Annotated in this window: 13 protein-coding genes; 3 read left to right on the top strand and 10 right to left on the bottom strand. The window is 78.6% G+C overall.

Features of this window, described 5'->3' with window-relative positions:
* Window positions 1–124 precede the first annotated feature (124 nt).
* Window positions 125–646, bottom strand: a complete 522-nt coding sequence (locus ACFY07_RS16745; RefSeq protein WP_390869330.1) for a MarR family transcriptional regulator — start codon at window positions 644–646, stop codon at window positions 125–127.
* A 147-nt stretch (window positions 647–793) separates the two neighbouring features.
* Between ACFY07_RS16745 and ACFY07_RS16740 the strand changes: the two genes are divergently transcribed.
* Entirely contained in the window at window positions 794–1,423 is a 630-nt protein-coding gene (locus ACFY07_RS16740) for an MBL fold metallo-hydrolase (RefSeq protein ID WP_390869329.1), read from the top strand.
* A gap of 128 nt (window positions 1,424–1,551) precedes the next feature.
* Here ACFY07_RS16740 and ACFY07_RS16735 read toward each other — a convergent pair whose 3' ends face one another.
* From ACFY07_RS16735 to ACFY07_RS16695, 9 genes are all read right to left on the bottom strand, one after another.
* Window positions 1,552–4,002, bottom strand: coding sequence for a right-handed parallel beta-helix repeat-containing protein (locus ACFY07_RS16735; RefSeq protein WP_390869328.1), 2,451 nt, complete (start codon window positions 4,000–4,002; stop codon window positions 1,552–1,554).
* Between the two features lie 134 nt (window positions 4,003–4,136).
* Window positions 4,137–5,042, bottom strand: a complete 906-nt coding sequence (locus ACFY07_RS16730; protein WP_390869327.1) for an MOSC domain-containing protein — start codon at window positions 5,040–5,042, stop codon at window positions 4,137–4,139.
* Window positions 5,043–5,456: 414 nt separating this feature from the next.
* A complete protein-coding gene (locus tag ACFY07_RS16725) occupies window positions 5,457–6,062 on the bottom strand; it encodes a DUF6643 family protein (protein ID WP_390869326.1) in 606 nt (201 codons plus the stop codon).
* 401 nt (window positions 6,063–6,463) lie between these two features.
* Window positions 6,464–7,669 (bottom strand): DegT/DnrJ/EryC1/StrS family aminotransferase, encoded by a 1,206-nt coding sequence (locus ACFY07_RS16720; protein ID WP_390869325.1) that lies wholly within the window; start codon window positions 7,667–7,669, stop codon window positions 6,464–6,466.
* Between the two features lie 234 nt (window positions 7,670–7,903).
* Window positions 7,904–9,490, bottom strand: coding sequence for a hypothetical protein (locus ACFY07_RS16715; protein WP_390869324.1), 1,587 nt, complete (start codon window positions 9,488–9,490; stop codon window positions 7,904–7,906).
* Window positions 9,490–10,731: a GNAT family N-acetyltransferase gene (locus ACFY07_RS16710; RefSeq protein ID WP_390869323.1), complete on the bottom strand. Its 1,242-nt coding sequence runs from the start codon at window positions 10,729–10,731 to the stop codon at window positions 9,490–9,492. Before ACFY07_RS16710 ends, ACFY07_RS16715 begins: the two co-directional genes overlap by 1 nt.
* Window positions 10,728–11,978, bottom strand: a complete 1,251-nt coding sequence (locus ACFY07_RS16705; protein ID WP_390869322.1) for a glycosyltransferase — start codon at window positions 11,976–11,978, stop codon at window positions 10,728–10,730. The genes ACFY07_RS16710 and ACFY07_RS16705 overlap by 4 nt, the downstream gene beginning before the upstream one ends.
* Window positions 11,975–13,822, bottom strand: a complete 1,848-nt coding sequence (locus tag ACFY07_RS16700) for a P-loop NTPase (RefSeq protein WP_390869321.1) — start codon at window positions 13,820–13,822, stop codon at window positions 11,975–11,977. Before ACFY07_RS16700 ends, ACFY07_RS16705 begins: the two co-directional genes overlap by 4 nt.
* Window positions 13,823–14,353: 531 nt before the next feature.
* Complete coding sequence (locus ACFY07_RS16695) at window positions 14,354–15,559, bottom strand: glycosyltransferase family 4 protein (RefSeq protein WP_390869320.1); 1,206 nt, start codon at window positions 15,557–15,559, stop codon at window positions 14,354–14,356.
* Window positions 15,560–15,921: 362 nt separating this feature from the next.
* Between ACFY07_RS16695 and ACFY07_RS16690 the strand changes: the two genes are divergently transcribed.
* Both ACFY07_RS16690 and ACFY07_RS16685 read left to right on the top strand, forming a co-directional pair.
* Window positions 15,922–17,022 carry a glycosyltransferase family 4 protein gene (locus tag ACFY07_RS16690; RefSeq protein WP_390869319.1) on the top strand — a complete coding sequence of 367 codons (1,101 nt, stop codon included), beginning with the start codon at window positions 15,922–15,924 and terminating at the stop codon, window positions 17,020–17,022.
* A 144-nt stretch (window positions 17,023–17,166) separates the two neighbouring features.
* Entirely contained in the window at window positions 17,167–18,117 is a 951-nt protein-coding gene (locus ACFY07_RS16685) for a class I SAM-dependent methyltransferase (RefSeq protein WP_390869317.1), read from the top strand.
* Window positions 18,118–18,301 lie beyond the last annotated feature (184 nt).

Below are 18,301 nucleotides of genomic sequence, written 5' to 3'. Positions count from 1 at the left end.
TCCGCTCCGCCGCGGTGTGCGGTCCGGCGGGGCACCGTCAGGGCGGGCGGCGGTGGCGAGGAGCGGCCGGTGCGGGCCGCCGGTGACGGCGCGGCGCCGGAGGGACAGCCGCCGGCGCGGGCCGTCACGGCTGCGTCAGCCGGTCCAGCAGGGCCATCGCCTCGACGACGGTCCGCCGCTCGTCCTCCGTGCAGCGGTCCTGCAGGGCACGCGCCAGCCACTCCTCCCGGGCCTGCCGGCCGCCCTCCACCCGCGCGTGCCCGGCCGGGGTCAGGCTGACCAGGTGGCGCCGCCCGTCCCCGGGGTCGGCGTCGCGCCGGACCAGGCCCTGCTGCTCCAGTACCGCGAGCGTGGCGGCCATCGACTGCGGGCGCACCCGTTCCGCGGCGGCCAGGCCGCTCGCCGAGGCGGGCCCCTCCCGGTGCAGCCGGGTGGCGACCGAGACCTGGGAGGGGGTGAGGTCCTCGGGGCCCGCCAGCTCCCTGAGCCGGCGGCGCAGGCGGCTGAAGACCGCCCGCACGTCGCCCGCGGCACGCGCGGCCGACGCGCTGACGCCCCCGGCGTCCCCGGTGCGCCCGGCGTCCCCGGTGCGCCCCGCGTCCCCGGTGTCCTCGGCGTCCCCCGTTCCTCCGGTGTCCTCGGTCATGCCGCCACCGTGGTTTCCCCGGTCGGATCTGTACAGTCGGGACTGTTCAGTCCGGACTGTCCTTCCGGGCGGGGCGTCCGGCCCCGGGCGGAGGGCGGCGACGTCCGAACGGCCCTCTGCACCGGCCTCCTCTGGCACAGTGGGCGCATGCGCCTGATCAAGTACGGCCACGCCTGCGTCCGCCTGGAGTCCGACGGCCGGGTGCTCGTCATCGACCCCGGCACGTTCTCCGAGGCGGAGGCCCTCGACGGGGCCGACGAGGTGCTGGTGACCCACGAGCACCCCGACCACCTCGACGTGGACAAGCTCGTGGCGGCGAGCGCGCGCAACCCGGCGCTCCGGGTCCACATGCCTCCGCAGGCCGTCGAGCAGGCCCCCGGACTGGGCGGCGCGGCGGTCGCCGTCGAGGCGGGGCGGCGCTTCACCGCGGCGGGGTTCACCGTCGACGTCGTGGGCGGGGCGCACGCCGAGATCTACAACGGCCTGCCCGGCTGCGCCAACGTCGGCTTCGTCGTCGACGGGAGCCTCTACCACCCCGGCGACGCGCTGTTCGTCCCGCAGCAGCCGGTGGAGACGCTGCTCGTGCCCGCCGCGGCCCCCTGGCTCAAACTCGCCGAGGCGCTGGACTTCGTGCGGGCGGTGAAGCCGGTGCGGGCGTTCCCGATCCACGACGCCACCCTCAACGACCTCGGCCGGCAGTACGTGGCCTCCTGGATGGAGTCCGAGGGCGGGACCGACTGGACGACCCTCACCGCCGGGGAGTCCGCGCGGTTCTGACCCCGCCGCGGCTCCGTCGGGGCGTCCCGGGGCCGGCGCCCGGGAACCGGCTCCGGCGACCGGCGACCGGCGACCGGCGACCCGGAGCCGGCGTGCCGGAACCGGTGCCCCACCGGTCCGCCGCCCCGTCAGACCGGCAGGTCGTCCGGGACCAGCAGCTGGAGCTCCTCCGTGGACGGGTCCGCCAGCTGGGCCACCCGCACGGCGTGCCGCTCGACCATGGTCTCGAAGACCTGGCGTGCGGTGCGCCCGTTGCCGAACGACGGCCCCCGGTCCAGGGCGGCGAAGTGCTCCAGCAGGGCGGCCGCGGTCTCGTCCGCCAGCCGGTACTCGTGCTCCGCGCACTGGGTCCGGGCGATCTGCAGCAGTTCCTCGGCGGAGTAGTCGGGGAAGGTGACGGTCCGGGAGAAGCGCGACGCCACACCGGGGTTGGCGGAGAGGAACCGCTCCATCTCGGCCGTGTAGCCGGCCACGATGACCACCACCTCGTCGCGGTGGTCCTCCATCAGCTTCACCAGGGTGTCGATGGCCTCCCGGCCGAAGTCCCGCGCCCCGTCCTCCGGCGCCAGCGCGTACGCCTCGTCGATGAAGAGCACGCCGCCGCGCGCCCGGTCGAACGCCTCCGAGGTGCGCAGCGCCGTCGAGCCGATGTGCTCGCCGACCAGGTCGACCCGGGCCACCTCCACCAGGTGGCCGCGCTGCAGCACCCCGAGCGCCGCCAGGATCTCCCCGTACAGCCGCGCCACCGTGGTCTTGCCGGTGCCGGGGGAGCCGGTGAACACCAGGTGGCGGCGGAGCGAGGGCGCCTTGAGCCCGGCCTCCTGCCGCCGGCGGCCCACCGAGATCAGGTCGATCAGGGTCCGGACCTCCTGCTTGACGGTCTCCAGCCCGATCAGCGCCTCCAGGTCGGCCAGCGCCTCGTCGGCGGGCCGGTGCGCCGGCGCCGGGACGGCGGAGTCCACCAGCGGCGCGCCCTCGGCGGCCGTCCGGGCGCCGGGCAGGGCGCCGGACGCCGGCCGCGCGCCCGTGAAGCCCCCGCCCAGGATCCCGCCGGAGCCCGCCGCGTGGTCCGCGGCCGGCCGGGCGGCGGCGGCAACCGAGGCCTGCGCCCGCACCTCGTCGCTGCTGCAGTCCTCCAGCACCGGCCCCGGCTCGGAGAACTCGAAGCCGCCCCGCGCGTTCTGCTCCGCCCGGCAGCGGGTGATGACGGTCCGGCAGCCGTCGATGACGTGGAAGCCGTAGCCCTTGCCGTGGGAGACCCGGCAGTCCTCGAAGACCCCCTTGCCGCCCGCCGAGACGTACACCGCGGCGTCGGCGCTGCCGCGCACCGAGCAGGAGCGCACCACCGGGTCGGCGCCGCGGGCGACGATGACGCCGGTGGACACGTCGGCGATCTCGCAGCCCTCCAGCGTGCCGCCGCTGCCGTGGTCGCGGAACCACAGGCCGGTGCCCGCGTCCTGGATCCGGCAGCGCTCCAGCCGCACGGTCGCGCCGCCGCTCACCGACACGGCGGAGCTGCGGATCTGGGTCAGCGAGCAGTCCACGGCCTCGGCGTGCGACGCGCGGTCCAGGACGAACAGCGCGTCGGGCACGTCGTGGACGCGGCAGTCGGAGAGCGAGACCCGGGCGCCGTCGCTGATCCACACCGCCGGGTAGTCGCCGGTGCTGTCGTGCAGCTCGCTGGCGGTCGCCTCGGCCCTCGTGCCCGCGTCCCACACCGACAGGCCGTTGCGGCCGAAGGACCGCACGCTGCTGCGCTCCAGGGTGAGCACCGAGCGGCCGCGCAGGTCCGCGCCGTTCTCCGGCACGTCGTGGACGCGGGTGCCGACCAGGGCGAGGACGGCCTCCGAGTCGAGGGTGACGCCGTTGCCGGACACCCGGTGCACCTCGCAGTCGGTGATCCGGCCGGCGGCCCGCGCCTCGGCCTGGACGCCGGTGCCGTCGATCTCGTACACCTCGCAGCCGACCGCCTCGACCACCGTCCCCTCGCCGGACAGCAGCAGCCCGGCCCCCGACGCGTGGTGCACGCGGCTGCGCTCCAGGCGCGCGGTGGCGCCCTCCAGCACCGCGACGCCGGCCTGCCCGGCCGAGGACACCTCGCACTCCTCGAAGACCGCGGACGCGCCGTCGCGGACCCGGATGCCCAGGCCGCCGGGGTTCTCCACGGTGCAGCGCCGCACGGTGGGGCGCGCCCCGCCGCGGACCTCGATGCCCACCGCGGAGACGGTGCTGACGCGGCACCCCTCGATCTCGGCGACCGTTCCCCCGCCCTCGGCCAGCACCGCCGCCGAGGCGGTGTCGTGGCCCTCCAGGACCAGGCCGCGGACGGAGGCGGAGGCGAGCAGGGTGACGGCCGGGCCCCCGGAGGGCTCGATCCGCACCGAGCCTAGGGGGCCCGCGGCGGTCACGGTGACGGGCTTGTCGAGGACGAGGTTCTCCCGGTACGTTCCCGCCCGCAGGGTGAGGGTGTCGCCGGGCTCGGCGGCGGCCAGCGCCTCCGCCAGGGTGTCGTACTCGCCCGCCCTGCGCCGCCAGCGGGAGGCGCCGTCCTGCGTGACTCGGACCCTCTGCTCTCCCATAGCGGAACGCGTCCCCACCTCTCGTCCGGCCGTGCTGCGGCCGCGCCCCCGGGGACGGCCGGGGGCGGAGCCGATGCCCAACGGTAGCGCCTCGGGCATGGTCGTCCGTGCCCGGCCGCCGGAAGTCCCCCCGGTCAGCGTCCGGACGGTCGGCGTCCGGCCACCGGGCGCGGACCCTCCTCCAGCACCGCCACCGGATCGCCGACCCGGACCGTGCCGAGCACGGGACCCGCCTGCCCCGCCGGACGCTCGGGAACCAGGTTCTGCCCGAACAGCAGCCGCCGCCCGATCCGCCGGTGGCGGCCCAGCGCCCGCAGCGGCTCCGGGCCGCGCACCGTACCGGTCTCCTGGTCGGTGGTGGTGATCACGCAGCGGCCGCAGGGCTTGACGACCCGGAAGACCACCTCGCCGACCCGGATCCGCCGCCAGCCGTCCTCGGCCCACGGCTCGGTGCCCCCGACCACCAGGTTCGGCCGGAACCGCTCCATCGGCACCGGCGCGCCCGCCTCCGGGTCCGGGCCGCCGGCGTGGTCGGCGGCGATCGCCGCGTTGAGGGCGTCCAGGGAGGCGGTGGCGGCCAGCAGCAGCGGGAAGCCGTCGGCCATCGACACCGTCGCGCCCGGCGCGTACTCCGGGTCCGCGGGGCGGGCGAGCGGGTCGTCCAGGTGCACCAGCCGCAGGTCGGCGCCGAACAGGGCGGAGAACCAGGCGTGGGCCTCCGCGGCCGCCACCGCCGCCCGGAAGGGCGTGCCCCACACCTCCACGCCGGCCGTGGGGTCGCCGCGCTCCGCCGACGGGGCGGCCACCTCCAGCGGACGGGCCCCGGGGGCGGCCAGCAGCAGGCCGCCGTCCGGCCGCGGCTCGGCCCGGACCAGGGCGAGGCGGGGGTGCTCGCGCTGGCTGACGAACCGTCCCGAGGGGTCGGCCAGCATCCACCGGCGGTCCCCGGCCAGGCCCCACGGCTCGACCGCGGCGGACTGCGGGCTCAGGCGGCGGCCCGACTTCAGGGGGTGGACGTGGAGCGAGGTCAGACGGGACATGCAGCCATCGTGCCAGGTCGTCCGCGCGCCCGCGCTTCCGCACGTCAGGGCGGTGGTGCCGGACGTCCGGAGTCCCGGGTGGGCCCGGCTGGGCCCGGGCGGGCCCGGGCGGGCCGCGGTGCCGCGACGGGGTGCCGGCGCGGACGGGCGCGCGTTCTCCGGGGTCCGCCGCACCGGGCGGCGGCCTCGGCCGCACCGCCCGCTGCCCATGCGCCGCCGGGACGGCGGCGCGTCCGGGCCCCGGCGGCCGGACCCGGACATGCGACCGGGCCGACCGGCTGGTGCCGGTCGGCCCGGTGGCGACCCTCCCCCCTGCCCGGCGTACGGCCGGGAGGGGCCCGGTGCTCCCCCTGGTGCGCCGTGGCACCGGGGTCGTGCGGTGGGGCGGCCGGCACCGCGGTGCCGGCCGGCCGGTCAGTATCCGGGGTAGGCCCCCCGCTGCGGGTACTGCTGCTGGTCCCCGTACTGGGCCGGCGGGGCGGGCCGCTGCGGCATCGGGCGGACCGGGGCCACCGGGGCCATCGGCGCGGCGGCGGGACGCAGCCCGTTGCCGCCGAAGCTCTGGCCCGCCGGGCCCGGGTACCCGTAGCCGCCGGGCTGGCCCTGGCCGCCCTGCGGTGCCATGCCCTGCGGGGGCACGCCCTGGCCAGGGGCCGCCATCCGCTGGCCGGGCACGTACGGCTGGGGCGCGCCGTACGGGGAGCCCGGCTGCGCCGCCGCGTACTGCGCCGCCGCGTACTGCGGTGCCGGGGCCTGCGCGGGCACGTACGCCGTGCTCGGGCCGGGGCCCAGCGCGGGGCGGGAGGCGAGCGCCGGCAGGTTGCTGCCGGAGGACTCGTAGCCGCCGTAGCGCGGCTGCTCGTACGGCGCGGGGAACGCCGGCGGCAGGGCGGCGGGCACGTTGATGGGGGCGATCTGGGGGACACCGCGTTCTGCGACCAGGCTGTCGTAGATCGGGGTCTCGGAGGAGAAGGACGGAGAGCGGTAGCCGACTCCGTCGAAGGAGCGCGGGGAGGTCATGCGCATACCGTAAGCCACCTCGTGGCTGCTGAGGAGAGCGGTGAGGCACGGAGTTGGAGTGTTTACCGGGACTTCGCGATGACACTTGCATCGAAAGTATGAAAAACGGTCACGGACTGCCGGTGCGCCTGTCAAGCACCGACGCGCGTGACGCACGACGCCACTCCGAACCGCCCCGGACCGGTCGCCCATCCGGTCGCGGACGTGCAGGCGCGCGCACGCCGGCCGCAAGCCCCGGCAGGCGGCCCACCGCCCCCCGCGCGCCCCGCCCGGGAGCGCCCCTGCCCCCTCCGGACGGGCCCGGGGGCCGGACCGGGGGCCGGACCGGGGGCCGGACCGCGGCCCCCGGGGGACGCGCCCCTGCCCCCGGACCCCGCCGGGGGCAGGGGACCGCTCCGGCCTCAGACGCCCTCGGCGCGCAGCTGCTCCGCGCCGGCATGGATCCGCAGCACGGCGTCCGCCGTCCGCCGCACCGTGCCGGCGTCCATCTGCGTCCACAGCGGGACGGTGAGCACCGAGTCGGCCAGCCGGTCGGTGCGGGGCAGCGCCTCCGCCTGCCCCAGGTGCGCGTACGCCTTCTGCCGGTGGACCGGCGGGTGGAAGTACCGGCGGCTGTCCACGCCCTCGGCCTTCAGCGCCCGGGACAGCTCCAGGGCGGTGAGGCCGAAGGCGTCCGCGTCCAGCATCAGCGTGAGGTCCTTGAACGTGGAGGTGTCGCCGTCGTCCGGCAGCGCCACCCGCAGACCCGGCACCCCGGCGACCGCCGCCGCGAACCCCGCCGCCAGCGCCCCGCGGTGCGCCACCCGTTCCGGCAGGCCCTCCAGCCAGGTGAGCCCCACCGCGGCGTGCAGTTCGCTCATCCGGGCGTTCAGACCGGGGAAGAGCGTGTCGTAGTCCCCGGGGTTGCCGTAGTCGCGGGCGCAGCGCAGCGTCTCCGCCAGCGAGCCGTCCCGGGTGGCGACCAGCCCGCCCTCGCCCGCCACCGCCACCTTGGTCGGGCTCATGCTGAACACCTCGGCCAGGCCGAAGCCGCCCACCGGCACACCGCCCCGGCGGCTCCCCAGGGCGTGCGCCGCGTCGTACACCAGCGGCACCCCGGCGGCGCCGGCCGCCTCCCGGAGCCGTTCCACCCGGCAGGGCGTGCCGTACACGTGCGTCGCCACCAGGGCGGCGGGCTCCCGCGCGGCCGCCAGCCGGGCGGCGGCGTCCTCCGGGTCGAGGGTGACGTTCTCCTCCAGCGCCTCGGCGAAGAGCGGCACGCCGCCCGCCCAGTGCGCCGCGTGCGCGGTCGCCGAGAAGGTGAAGCCGGGCATCACCACCGGGCGCCCCGCCGCCACCCCGGCGGCCTGGAGGACCAGCATCAGGCCGGCGGTGCAGCTGGAGACGGCCACGACGTGCTCCACCTCCAGCAGCTTGGCCGCGCGCTCCTCCAGCTCGGCCACGGTCGGGCCGTTGGTCAGCCGGCCGCTGTCGAGGACGGTGCCGAGGCGGCGCAGCAGCCCGTCCCGGTCGGGCACCTCGACGACGGTGAGCGGCAGCCCCTCGGGGAAGGCGGGTGTCCCGCCGAGCGCTGCGGGCAGGGCGGCGGAGGTCTGGTCTGCGGTCATGGGTCGATCCCCCCTGGATCAGTGGGCTCAGTGGGCTCAGTGGGCACGGGGTCCCCGGGCGACGGGGTCCCCGGTCGGGCGGGTCGGCGGACGGGCGGGTCGGCGGACGGGCGGGTCGGCGGACGGGCGGGTCGGCGGACGGGCGGGTCGGCGGACGCGCGGGCCGGCGGACGGGCGGACCGGCGGATGGGCGGACCTCCCGGTGCTCCGGTCTCCGGCCGCCCGCCCGTCCGGTCACGGTCGGCGGGGCCGGTGGGGCGGCTGGGCGGACGGGTGCCTGCGGGGCGCCCCCCGGCGTGCGGGGACAGGGTGGCGGAACGCCCGGACGGCCCCGGCCGGCACCGGCCGGGGACCGGGCGCCGCCGGTCCGCGGGGCGGCCGGTCCCCCCGTCCGGCCGTCCCCGCGGGCCGCTCCCGCGGCCGCGGACGGCCCGTCGGCCGGACGGCGGCCGGCCGGGGCACCGCCAGCAGCACCAGCACCAGGGGCAGCACCTGCACCCGCTCGCGGGAGAGGATGCCCAGGTTGTTGATGCTGGAGAACGCCCAGCAGAACAGCAGCGCGTAGACGACCGTGAAGGCCATGTAGGGCCGTCGCAGGACGAGCCGCGGCACCTGCCGCAGCCTCGGCCAGGAGCGGACGAAGACGGCCAGCAGCGCGAAGCACTCCACCGACTGCACGAGGTTCTGGAGGTTGGACGCCTCGAACGGGAACGGCCGGAAGAGCACCGTCACCACCGCCGCCGGCAGTCCCAGCGGCGACAGGCTCACCCGTGGCCCCGCGTCGTCGCCCGCCGCGGCAGCCGCCCCCGGGTCGAGCTGGGAGCCGCCCTGCGAGGTGCGGCGCGCCGTCTCCTGCAGCACCTGGTGCACGGCGCCCTGGCCGGCCCCCTCGGTCCCGAAGAACGAGCTGACCTGCTGGAGCATCAGCATCACGCCGATCCCCAGCACGGCGACGGTCACGACGGTGCGCAGCGGCCCGAGCGCACCGGCCTCCCTCGGCCGCCGCCGCAGCACGTACGCGACCACCAGTCCGGCGCCCGCCAGCACGGTGACGTGCGGCCGGACCATCGCCGTGCCCAGCGAGCCCGCCACCAGCCAGGCGAAGGCGCCGCGCCGCCGCTCCAGCAGCCGGGCGGTGCCGTGGGCGGTGGCGCCCAGGCAGAGCATCATCCAGGCGTCCTTGCCGATGCTGGACGGCCAGAACAGCAGCGAGGGGAGGAAGAAGACCAGCTTGGCGTAGCGGCGCGACTCCGCCTCGGGGAAGGCGGTCAGCAGCGCCCGCCAGAACAGCAGCAGGCCCCAGAAGCCCATCCAGGAGAAGACCAGGAAGCCGCCGAGCAGGCAGGGGCCGGTGACCAGGTAGACCAGGCCCGTGACGATCACGACGAACCCGGTGCCCGCCACCTTCATGCCCAGGTCGTAGTGGCCGCCGTCGAGCACGGCCCCGTGCTCCAGCGCCGCCGCCAGCGCCCGGCCCCTCTCGTCGTACATCCGGGCGTCGGCCTGCCCCCCGTACAGCACGAACGCCATCAGGTAGCGGGGGAAGGCGCAGAGCAGCTTGAACGTCAGCGCCGCCACCAGCAGCCGGAAGGCGCCCGGTTCGGGGTCGGCCGCGGCGACCCGGGCCAGGACGGGCGTGCTCACCGCCATCAGCACGGGCAGCACGAGCAGCGCGCCCCACACGTCGTACGCGGTGTGCGCCATGGCCCAGGCGAACACCGCCACGTAGCCCGTCACCAGCAGCCCCGCCGTGCAGGACGCCCAGGGGACCCCGCGGGCCCAGCGGGCCGGCGGGAACGCCCACCCGTGCCCCGCGGGCATCAGAAGACCTCCAGGTCGCCGAGGGTGAAGCGCCAGTCCGCGAGGGCACCGCCCGGCGCGGCGTCCTGGCTGCCGCCACTCCGGCCGGGGCTGCCGCCGGGTGCGCGGGAGACCAGCGTCATCCCGGTGCGCGGCGCGGTGAGGTAGCCGCAGCGCAGCGCGGCTGCGGCGGCCTCCGTGCCCGGTGCGAGGTGGGTGGCGACGTGGTCGCAGCCCGCGCCCGCGGCGGCCCGCAGCAGCCGGGCGGCGGCCGCCCGGTCGCCGGGGCGCACCACCACGTCGGCCAGGGTGAACTCGGTGAGCGGGCCCCGGCGGCGCGGCCGCCCGAACGCCACCCCGGCCAGCTCGCCGCCGCGCACGTCCGCCAGCACCCGGTAGTCCAGGCCCGGCGCCCCGCCGTAGCGCCAGCGCAGGAAGGCGGGGGTGCGGAGGGTGGCCAGCCGCGGGTCGGCGGCGTCGGCCGCCGCCCGCTCGCGCAGCAGCTCCGCCAGCGGTCCGGCGCCGTCGTCCGGCGCCGCCCCGAACCACTCCGCGGCGGCCGGCAGCGGGCAGCGGGACCCGGCGTCCCGCGGCGGGGCGGGGGAGGCCCGGCGGGCCACGGCGGCGCGCACCCCGCGGGCGAAGGCGGCCGCCCGCACCGGCCGCACCGCGACCGGCACCCGGCCCGCCTCCCGCCAGCCCATGGAGAGGTAGCCGGGGAGACTGCTCGCGTTGGGCGTGTTGAGGACCAGCTCCGCGTCGCCCGCCACGTCCTCCAGCAGGCCCAGGGTGAGCCGCCGGAAGACCCCCCGGCCCCGGAAGTCCGGGTGGGTGGCGGTGTCCACCGGCCGCACCGCGCGGACGGTGCGCCCGGCGGCGGCGTACTCCCAGCGCAGGAAGAGCCGTACCCCGGCCAGCCGGCCGTCCGGGGCCTCGGCGACCAGGCCCGGACTCTCCCCGAAGGGGTTGCGCAGGTGCTTCCAGGCGAAGAACGCGGCGCTGCGCTCGCCCGTGGGGCCGCCGGCCAGCGACGCGGTCAGCAGCTCCAGGGTCCGCGGCAGGTCGGCGGGCCGCCACGGGCGGACCGTGAGCCCTTCCGTGCCGGGTGACCCGCCCGCCGTGCCCGCCGTGTCTGCCCCGCCCGCCCCGCCCGCCGCGCCCGCGGCGCCTGCCGTGCCCCGCTCGGGCGGTGCGGTCGCGGACGGACCGGCCGACGCGGCCCCGGCCCCGGCGCCGAGCCCAGGGGAGTCGATGCCGTTCACCGTCGTCCGTCCCCCAGCACCCGGGCGTACACGGCCTCCACGGCCCGCTGCGCGCCCGCCGCGTCGAAGCGCCGTGCCCGCTCCCGGGCCGCGGCGCCCATCCGGTCCCGCAGGCCCGCGTCGCCCACCAGCCGCGCCAGGGCCCGCGCCAGCGCGTCCGGGTCGGCGGGCGGCACCAGCAGGCCCTGCTCGCCGTCGTCCACGACCTCGGGGATCCCGCCGACCCGCGTCACCGCGGACGGCAGACCGCAGGCCATCGCCTCCATCAGCGCCACCGGCAGGCCCTCCTGACGGGAGCTCAGCGCGAAGACGTCCAGGGCGGGCAGCAGCTCCGGCACGTCCGGCCGGGAGCCGGCCAGCACGACCGCCCCGTCCGCCAGGCCCAGCGCCGCCGCCCGCCCCCGCAGCTCCTGCTCCAGCGGTCCCGAGCCGATGAGCACCAGCACCGCGCCCGGGTGCGTGCGCCGCAGCCGGGCATGCGCCTCCAGCAGGGTCCGCTGGTCCTTCTTCGGCGTCAGGTTGCCCACGCTGCCGACGACCACCGCGTCCTGCGGCAGCCCCAGCCGGCCGCGCGCCGCGGACCGCGCGGCCGGTCCGGGCGGGGCGCCGGAGAGGTCCGGCCCGTGGTGCACCACCGTCAGCCGCCCGCCCAGGTCCCGCCCGCCGCGGGAGACCGTGTCCGCGACGGCCCGGGAGACCGCGACCACCGCGTCGTTGCGCCCGTACGTGGCCGCGTTGGCCCAGCGGGTGGGCCGCCGGTACCGCTCCCAGAGGTTGTGCTCGGTGTGCACCAGCCGCACCCCGTGCAGTCCGGGCCCGCGGAGCAGCAGCCGTGCCGCCACCGCGGGCACGGGCATGTGGGTGTGCACCAGCCGGTAGCCGCGCTCGACCGCCAGGCGGCGCAGCCGCAGCGGCCAGCGCGGGTCGGCCCGGCCGGACGCCCCGGGGGTGCCGCCCAGGCAGTGAACCCTGATCCCGGCCTCCTCCAGGGCCGGCGCCAGGGCGTCCTTCCAGGGCAGCACGTAGGCGACGTCCACCTCGTACCGGTCGCGGTCCAGGTGGCGGGCGCAGGTGACCAGCAGCTGCTCCGCGCCGCCGCGGCCCAGGCCCTTGGCCAGCCACAGGACCCTGGTGCGGCCGCCGGGTGCGGCCTGCGGCAGCGGTCCGGCTTCCGGCCCGGGGGCCGGCCGGGGGTGCGGCTGCCGCTCCGCCCCGGGGGTGGTGTCCGCGGCCTCGGCGTCCGTCACCGGTCGTCCCCCTCGGTCCGGCGCGCCGCGGCGGCGGCGCCGAACCCGCCCTCGCCGAACCCGCCCTCGCCGAGCCCGCCCTCGCCGAACCCGCCGCCGTCCGACGCGTCGCCGCCGCGGGCCCAGCTCGGGGCGTGCCGGTCCCGCTCGCGCTCGCGGGCCGCGTAGGCGGCGGCCGGCTCCTCGCCGGTCCTGTCCAGGGCCCGCGGCCGGTCCCCCCGGCCCAGCGGGGTGACCGGCGCCGGCGTCGTCTCCGAGCGGCGCAGGCCGGTGCGCGGTCCGCCCCCCGACGGCGACAGCGAGGCGGTGAGGGCCACCCCGGCCACCGGTACGCCGGTCCGGGCGAGCAGCTCGCTGACCCGCGCCGCCTGCTCCGGCGTCACGTTGCCGCTGCGCGCGGTCACCAGCACCGCGTCGGCGTGCTGCACCAGGTCGTAGGCGTCGTTCGCGTGCAGCAGCGGCGAGGTGTCGACCAGGACGACGTCGGCGTACCGCCGGACCCGCTGCAGCACCTCCCCGGCCCGCAGCACCAGGGCCGCCGGATAGGCGTTGGTGTTGCCCGCGCCGATGACGCTGACCCCCTCCACGTTGGCGGGGCGGACGACGTCCTCGACGCCGGCGGACCGGTCGCCGCCGAGCAGCTCCGCCATGCCCGGGCCGCCGCCCGCGCCCAGGTGCTCGTGCACCCCGGGGTGGCGGAAGTCGCAGTCCAGGACGAGCACCTCGCGGCCCGTCTCGGCGAGCGCGGCCGCCAGGTTGGCGACCGTGGTGGTCTTGCCGTCGCCGCTGCGTCCGGACATCACCAGCACCACCGGCGCCGGGTGGGCGAGGCGCCGGGAGACCAGGGCGGCGGCGGCCGCCGGGCCGCCGTCCCCCTCGCCGTCCTTGACGTGCAGGGACAGCGACGCCGGACCGGTCAGCAGCAGGGTGGAGCGCAGCGACCGGTAGGCCTCGGCGGCGGGCGCCGCGGGACGGGCGGTCACCACCGGCTCGCGCAGCCGCCGCAGCCGCCGCGAGAGGACCGGGATCTCGCCGATCACCGGGAGGCCGAACGCCTCCTCGGCGCCGTTGCGGCTGCGCAGGCGGCTGTCGACGCGGTCCAGCATCAGCGCGGCGACCACCCCCAGGGCCAGGCCGAGGACGACGGCGAGGGCCAGGCGCAGCGGGCGGCTGCTGGGTGCGGTGAGGATGCTGCCGTCCGCCGGGCTGCTGTCGATGGAGCCCCACTGCCGCACGGCGTCGGTCCGGGAGGCGTTCTGCAGGTTGGAGATGTCGGTCAGCGTCTTGGTGACGGCGGCCCTGGCGGCGTCGACGTCCGGTGCCAGCCTGGCCTGCTCGGCGGCGCCCGCCCCGGCGGCCCGGGCGTTGAGGGCGTCGAGTCGGGCCTGCTGCTTCTGCTGCTCCTGCTGGAGCGACCTGATGGAGGCGGCCGTGTTCCGCTGCGCGGCCCGGACGTAGCCGGCGATGGTGGCGTCCGAGAAGGCGCTGACCACGGCCGAGCAGGACTGCTGGGTGGGGCCGTGCGCGGTGAACTGGAGCATCTGCTCGCTGACCGCCGCCACCTCCCGGCGTGCCAGCAGCCCCTGGATGTCGGTGGTGCCGAGCTTCCTCGCGGCCTCCTGCGTGACGTCCGAACCGGTGGCGAAGGACAGCACCTGGTCGATCTTGACGGTGTCCCCCGAGCCGGCCGCCGGCACGATGCTGACCTTGCACTGCCACTTGCCGTTGTCGACGGCGGTGCCGGCCGGCGTGAGCAGCCAGCCGACGACGAGCGCGGCCAGTGCGCAGCCGACGAGCAGCCGCCAGTACCGTCGCAGGATGGTGAGATGGTTTGCCGGTTCCACCGGTGGAGTTCCCCTCGCGGTCGTGTGCTCGCTGCTGCAGGCCCGGCCGCCTCGCCCCGCAGGCGTGCCGCCGGCCGTGCCGTGCCCGTGCCGCGGCGCCGGCCCGCGGGCCGGCGCGGGCCCGCGGGACGCGCCCTGCGGTTCTGCCGTGCGCCGGTGCGAGCGCCGCGCCCTCCCCCTGGCGGCGGCCACGCACCCGGTGCCCCGGAACCTCCTGCTTCAGAACCCCTCGACGCGGGGCCCGGCCGACCGGGTCGGCGGGCCCCCGTGCGCCGACGGCCGCGGGCCGGCGCCGGGGTCCCGGCGGGCGCGGTCCGGCACGGGACTCCTGCGATGCGCGGTACTCCTGGGACGGTCGTGCACGTGTACCCCCCTGACGACGCGGAAGTTCTCGTCCGCACCCCCGTGGGCTTCCGGCGTCACCTGCGATGCTTGCCCCAGCAGGCCTCCGGCGCAACCGCTTTGGCAATTCCCGCCGGGCCTGACGCCCCGCCGGGCGCCCGCCCGGCGCCCGGGGCGCGCCCTGCCGCCTCAGCGCCCGGCGAGCGCCCGCTCGTAGAACCCCACCATGCGCTCCGTCACGTGCTGCAGGGTGAAGAGCGCCAGGAAGCGCGCCCGCGCCGCCTCCACCCGCCGCCGGGCGGCGGCGGGGTCCCCCAGGGTGCCCGCGAGTGCGTCCGCCAGCGCCGCGGGCCGCTCCGGCGGGACCAGCAGCGCGTACTCCTCCGAGCCGACGGTCTCCCGCAGGGCCGGCACGTCGGAGCAGACGAGCGGCACCCCGACACCCATCGCCTCCATGGCGGCGCTCCCCAGGCCCTCCCAGCGCGAGGGGGCGGTGAAGACGTCGGACGCCGCCATCAGGTCGAAGACGTCGTCGCGCGCCCCCAGGAACCGGACCGACCCCTCGGCGGCACCCGCCGCACCCGTGGCGTCCGCCGCCTCCGCCGCCTCCGCGGCCTCCGCGGCCTCCGCGGCCTCGGCGAGGGCGCGCAGCCGGGGCGTCTCCGCGCCGGTCCCGCCGGCGAGGAGCAGCACCGCCCCGGGCGCCGCCCGCCGTACCGACGGCCACGCCTCCAGCAGCACGTCCAGGCCCTTCTGGTACTGCTGCCGGGCCGCGGCGAGCACCACGGGCGCGTCCTGCGGCACGCCCAGCGCCGCCCGCACCGCGGCGCGGCGCTCCGGGCCGGCGGTGCCCAGCACCCGGGGGTCGCGGCCGCGCGGTACCACGTCGATCCGGTCCGCGGGGATCCGCAGCCGCCGCGCCATCGCCTCCGCGACGTGCCGGGTCAGCGCGTGGAACCGCCGGGTGCCCTGCGCGGTGGCGGCGTCGGCGGCCTGGGCCGCACGCACCTTCCACGGCCGCAGCCCGCGGGCCCGGACGTGCTCCGGCCCGTACGCCGAGTTGACCAGGCTGGAGACCACGGGCACCCGGGCCGCCAGGGCGGCGCTGCGGCCCAGCACGTCCGCCTCGTACAGGGTCGTGTGCACCAGGTCGGGCCGGCGCTCGCGCAGCAGGGCGTGCAGGGCGCGCAGGCGCGCCACCCGCCCGCCGGGGCGGTCCGCGCTGAAGAGCGTGGCCCCGGCGGCGGCCAGCTCCCGGTGCATCCCCTCGCGCTCCACGAGGTAGGCGACGTCGAGCCTGACGCCGCCGCGGACCAGGTGGGGCGCCATGCCGGCGAGCGCCTGCTCGGCGCCCCCCACCCGGTCCAGACTGTCGATCACATAGAGCACGTGCATGTGCCGCGTCCCCCCTCGGTGCCCCCGCGCGACGCGCGCGGGGCCGTACGGGGCCCGGCGGCGCGATCGCCGTCCCAGCATCGCAGGCCGGTGCGCCGTCCGCCGCCGAATGTCTGTTCCCGCGACCGCGTGTTCCTGCGGCTGCGTGCCCCCGTGCCCCCGCGGCCGGCTGTCCCCGCGGCGCGCACGCCGTCCCGGGGCGCCGGAGGGGTGCCGTCCGTGCTCGGAAGCGGTCCCCTCCGGGCCCCGACCCGATCCGGCCCGGCCCCGTCCGGACCGTTCCCGGCCACTCCGTGCCCCGGAAGGACCGCCGGCCCGCCGAACCGGCTGTGCCCGGCCGCCCGCTGTGCCAGGGTGTGGCCGTGCCCGACACCGCGTCCGCCGCGTGCCCCCGCGTCCTCCACCTGGTGACCGACCCCCGCCGGCGCGGTGCCCAGAACCTCGCCCGCGACCTGCACGGCGAACTCCTCGCCCGCGGCGCCCCGAGCGCCGTCGCCGCCCTCCAGCCCCACCCCGACGCCCCCGCCGGCGACCCGCTGCCGGTCCTCGGCCCCGCCCGCTTCCACCCGGCGACCCTCCGCGCCCTGCGCGCCGCCGCGGCCCGCGCCGACGTCGTCGTCGCCCACGGCTCCAGCACCCTGCCCGCCTGCGCCGCCGCCCTGCTCGGCAGCCGCACCCCCTTCGTGTACGTCGGCATCGGCGACCCCCGCCACTGGACCGCCACCCCCGCCCGGCGCCTGCGGGTCGCCGCCGCCCTCCGCCGGGCGGCCGCCGTCACGGCCCTGTCCGACGGCGCCCGCGACGTGCTGCTGGAGCACTTCCGGCTCCGCCCCGAACGGGTCCGCACCATCCCGAACGGCCGCGCCGCCGACCGGTACCCGCCCGCCGCCGGCCCCGGGGACCGGCTCGCCGCCCGCCGCGCCCTCGGCCTGCCGCCCGACGTGCCGCTGGCCGCCGCCGTCGGCGCCCTCGCCCCGGAGAAGCGCGTCGACCTCGCCGTCGACGCGGTCACCCGCACCCCCGGCGCCCACCTCGCGGTCGCGGGGGAGGGGCCGCTGCGCGCCGCCCTGGAAGAGCACGCCGCCGTCCTCGCACCCGGCCGGATCCACTTCCTCGGCGGACTGCCCGACCCCGCCGTCCTCTACCGCGCGGCCGACGCCCTCGTGCTCGGCAGCGACAGCGAGGGCGTGCCCGGGGTCCTCATCGAGGCGGCCCTGGCCGCCCTGCCCGCCGTCGCCACCGACGTCGGCTGGGTCCGGGAGGCGGTCGTCGACGGGGCGACCGGCGTCCTGGTGCCGCCCGGCGACGCGCAGGCCCTCGCCGACGGCCTGGGCAAGGTCCTCGGCGGCGACCGCACCACCCTGGGCGCCGCCGCCCGCCGCCGCGCCCTGGACCGCTTCGAGCTGGGCGTCGTCGCCGACGCCTGGCAGGCGCTGGTCGCCGAGGTCGCCGCGGGCCGGTAGGCCGTCACCCCCGTTCCCCGCGGGGACCGCCGGCGCCCTTCCCGCAGGGCCCCTCCGCCCCCGCCGCCCCGTCCGGATCGACAACGCCGGACCGCGGGCGGACGCTGGTGCTGCCGTGTCCCGACGCGAGGAGAGGTGCACGCCATGCCCGAGCCCTCGGAGCCCGCGGAGCCCTCGGAGCCCTCCCCGCCGTCGCGGCCCTCCGCCCCGCCGCCCGGCCCGCCGCCGCCCTCCGCGCGGTCGCGGCCGCCCGGCCCGCCGCCGGACGCCGGGGGAGCGGCCGGGGCGGGGCGCTACGGCCGGGACCTCTTCCCGCCCGGCCGCACGGGTGAGGCCGCCCGCATCGACCACGGCGCCGAGGCCTACGACGCGGTGACCCGGGCCCGCCTGCTCGCGCTCGGCGCCGGACCGGGCCTGCGCTGCCTGGACGTGGGCGCCGGGACGGGCACCGTCGCCGCCTGGCTGGCGGAGGAGGCCGGTGCGGAGGTGCTGGCCCTCGACCGCGACGTGCGCTTCCTCCCGGCGCCGCCCGGCGGCCGGCTGCGCACCCTCGCCGCGGACCTCACCGACCCCGGCCTGGACCCCGGCAGGTTCGACCTGGTCCACGCCCGCTTCGTGCTCATGCACCTGCCCCGGCGCGACGAGGTGCTGGCCCGCCTGGCCGGCTGGCTGGCGCCCGGAGGGTGGCTCGTGGTGGGCGACGCGGTCGACCTGACCACGGCCGGATCGCCGAACGCGGCCTACCGCCGGGCCATGGGGGCCATGTGGGAGGCGCTGCGGGAGACCATCGGCACCGACATCACGCGGGTGACCCGCTACCCGCAGCAGCTGAGCGCCCTGGGACTGGCGGACGTGGGCGCGGAGATCCACGTGCCGCCGCTGACCGCCGACGCCCCGATCACCGCCTTCTGGCGGGAGACCTGGACCAGGATGCGCGAGGCCCTGACCGCCCCCGGCCGGCTGGACCCCGACGAGCTGGACGGGGCCCTCGCCCACCTCTCCTCGCCGGGCCTCGCCGACCTCTCCCCGGGCCTGCTCACCGCCTGGGGGCGGGCGCCGCCCGCCGGGACCGGCGGTCCCTCCCCCGGGCGGTGACGCCCCGCTCCTCGGCCCGCTCCCCGGCCCGCCCGCCGGCTCCCGGACGCCTCCGGTCCCCTTCCGGCCGGAACCCTGCACCCGGTCCGCACACCGCCGGCCGCCGAACCGCCCTCCCTCCGGCCGTTTTGTCAGTACCATCCCCCGCAGGGTGCTGACGAGGAGAGGGGCGCGGTGGTGTCGG

Source organism: Streptomyces sp. NPDC001380 (genome assembly GCF_042895785.1).
Classification (GTDB): domain Bacteria; phylum Actinomycetota; class Actinomycetes; order Streptomycetales; family Streptomycetaceae; genus Peterkaempfera.
Note: the sequence above shows the minus strand (reverse complement) of the source record. Positions and strands in the feature narration are given on the sequence as shown.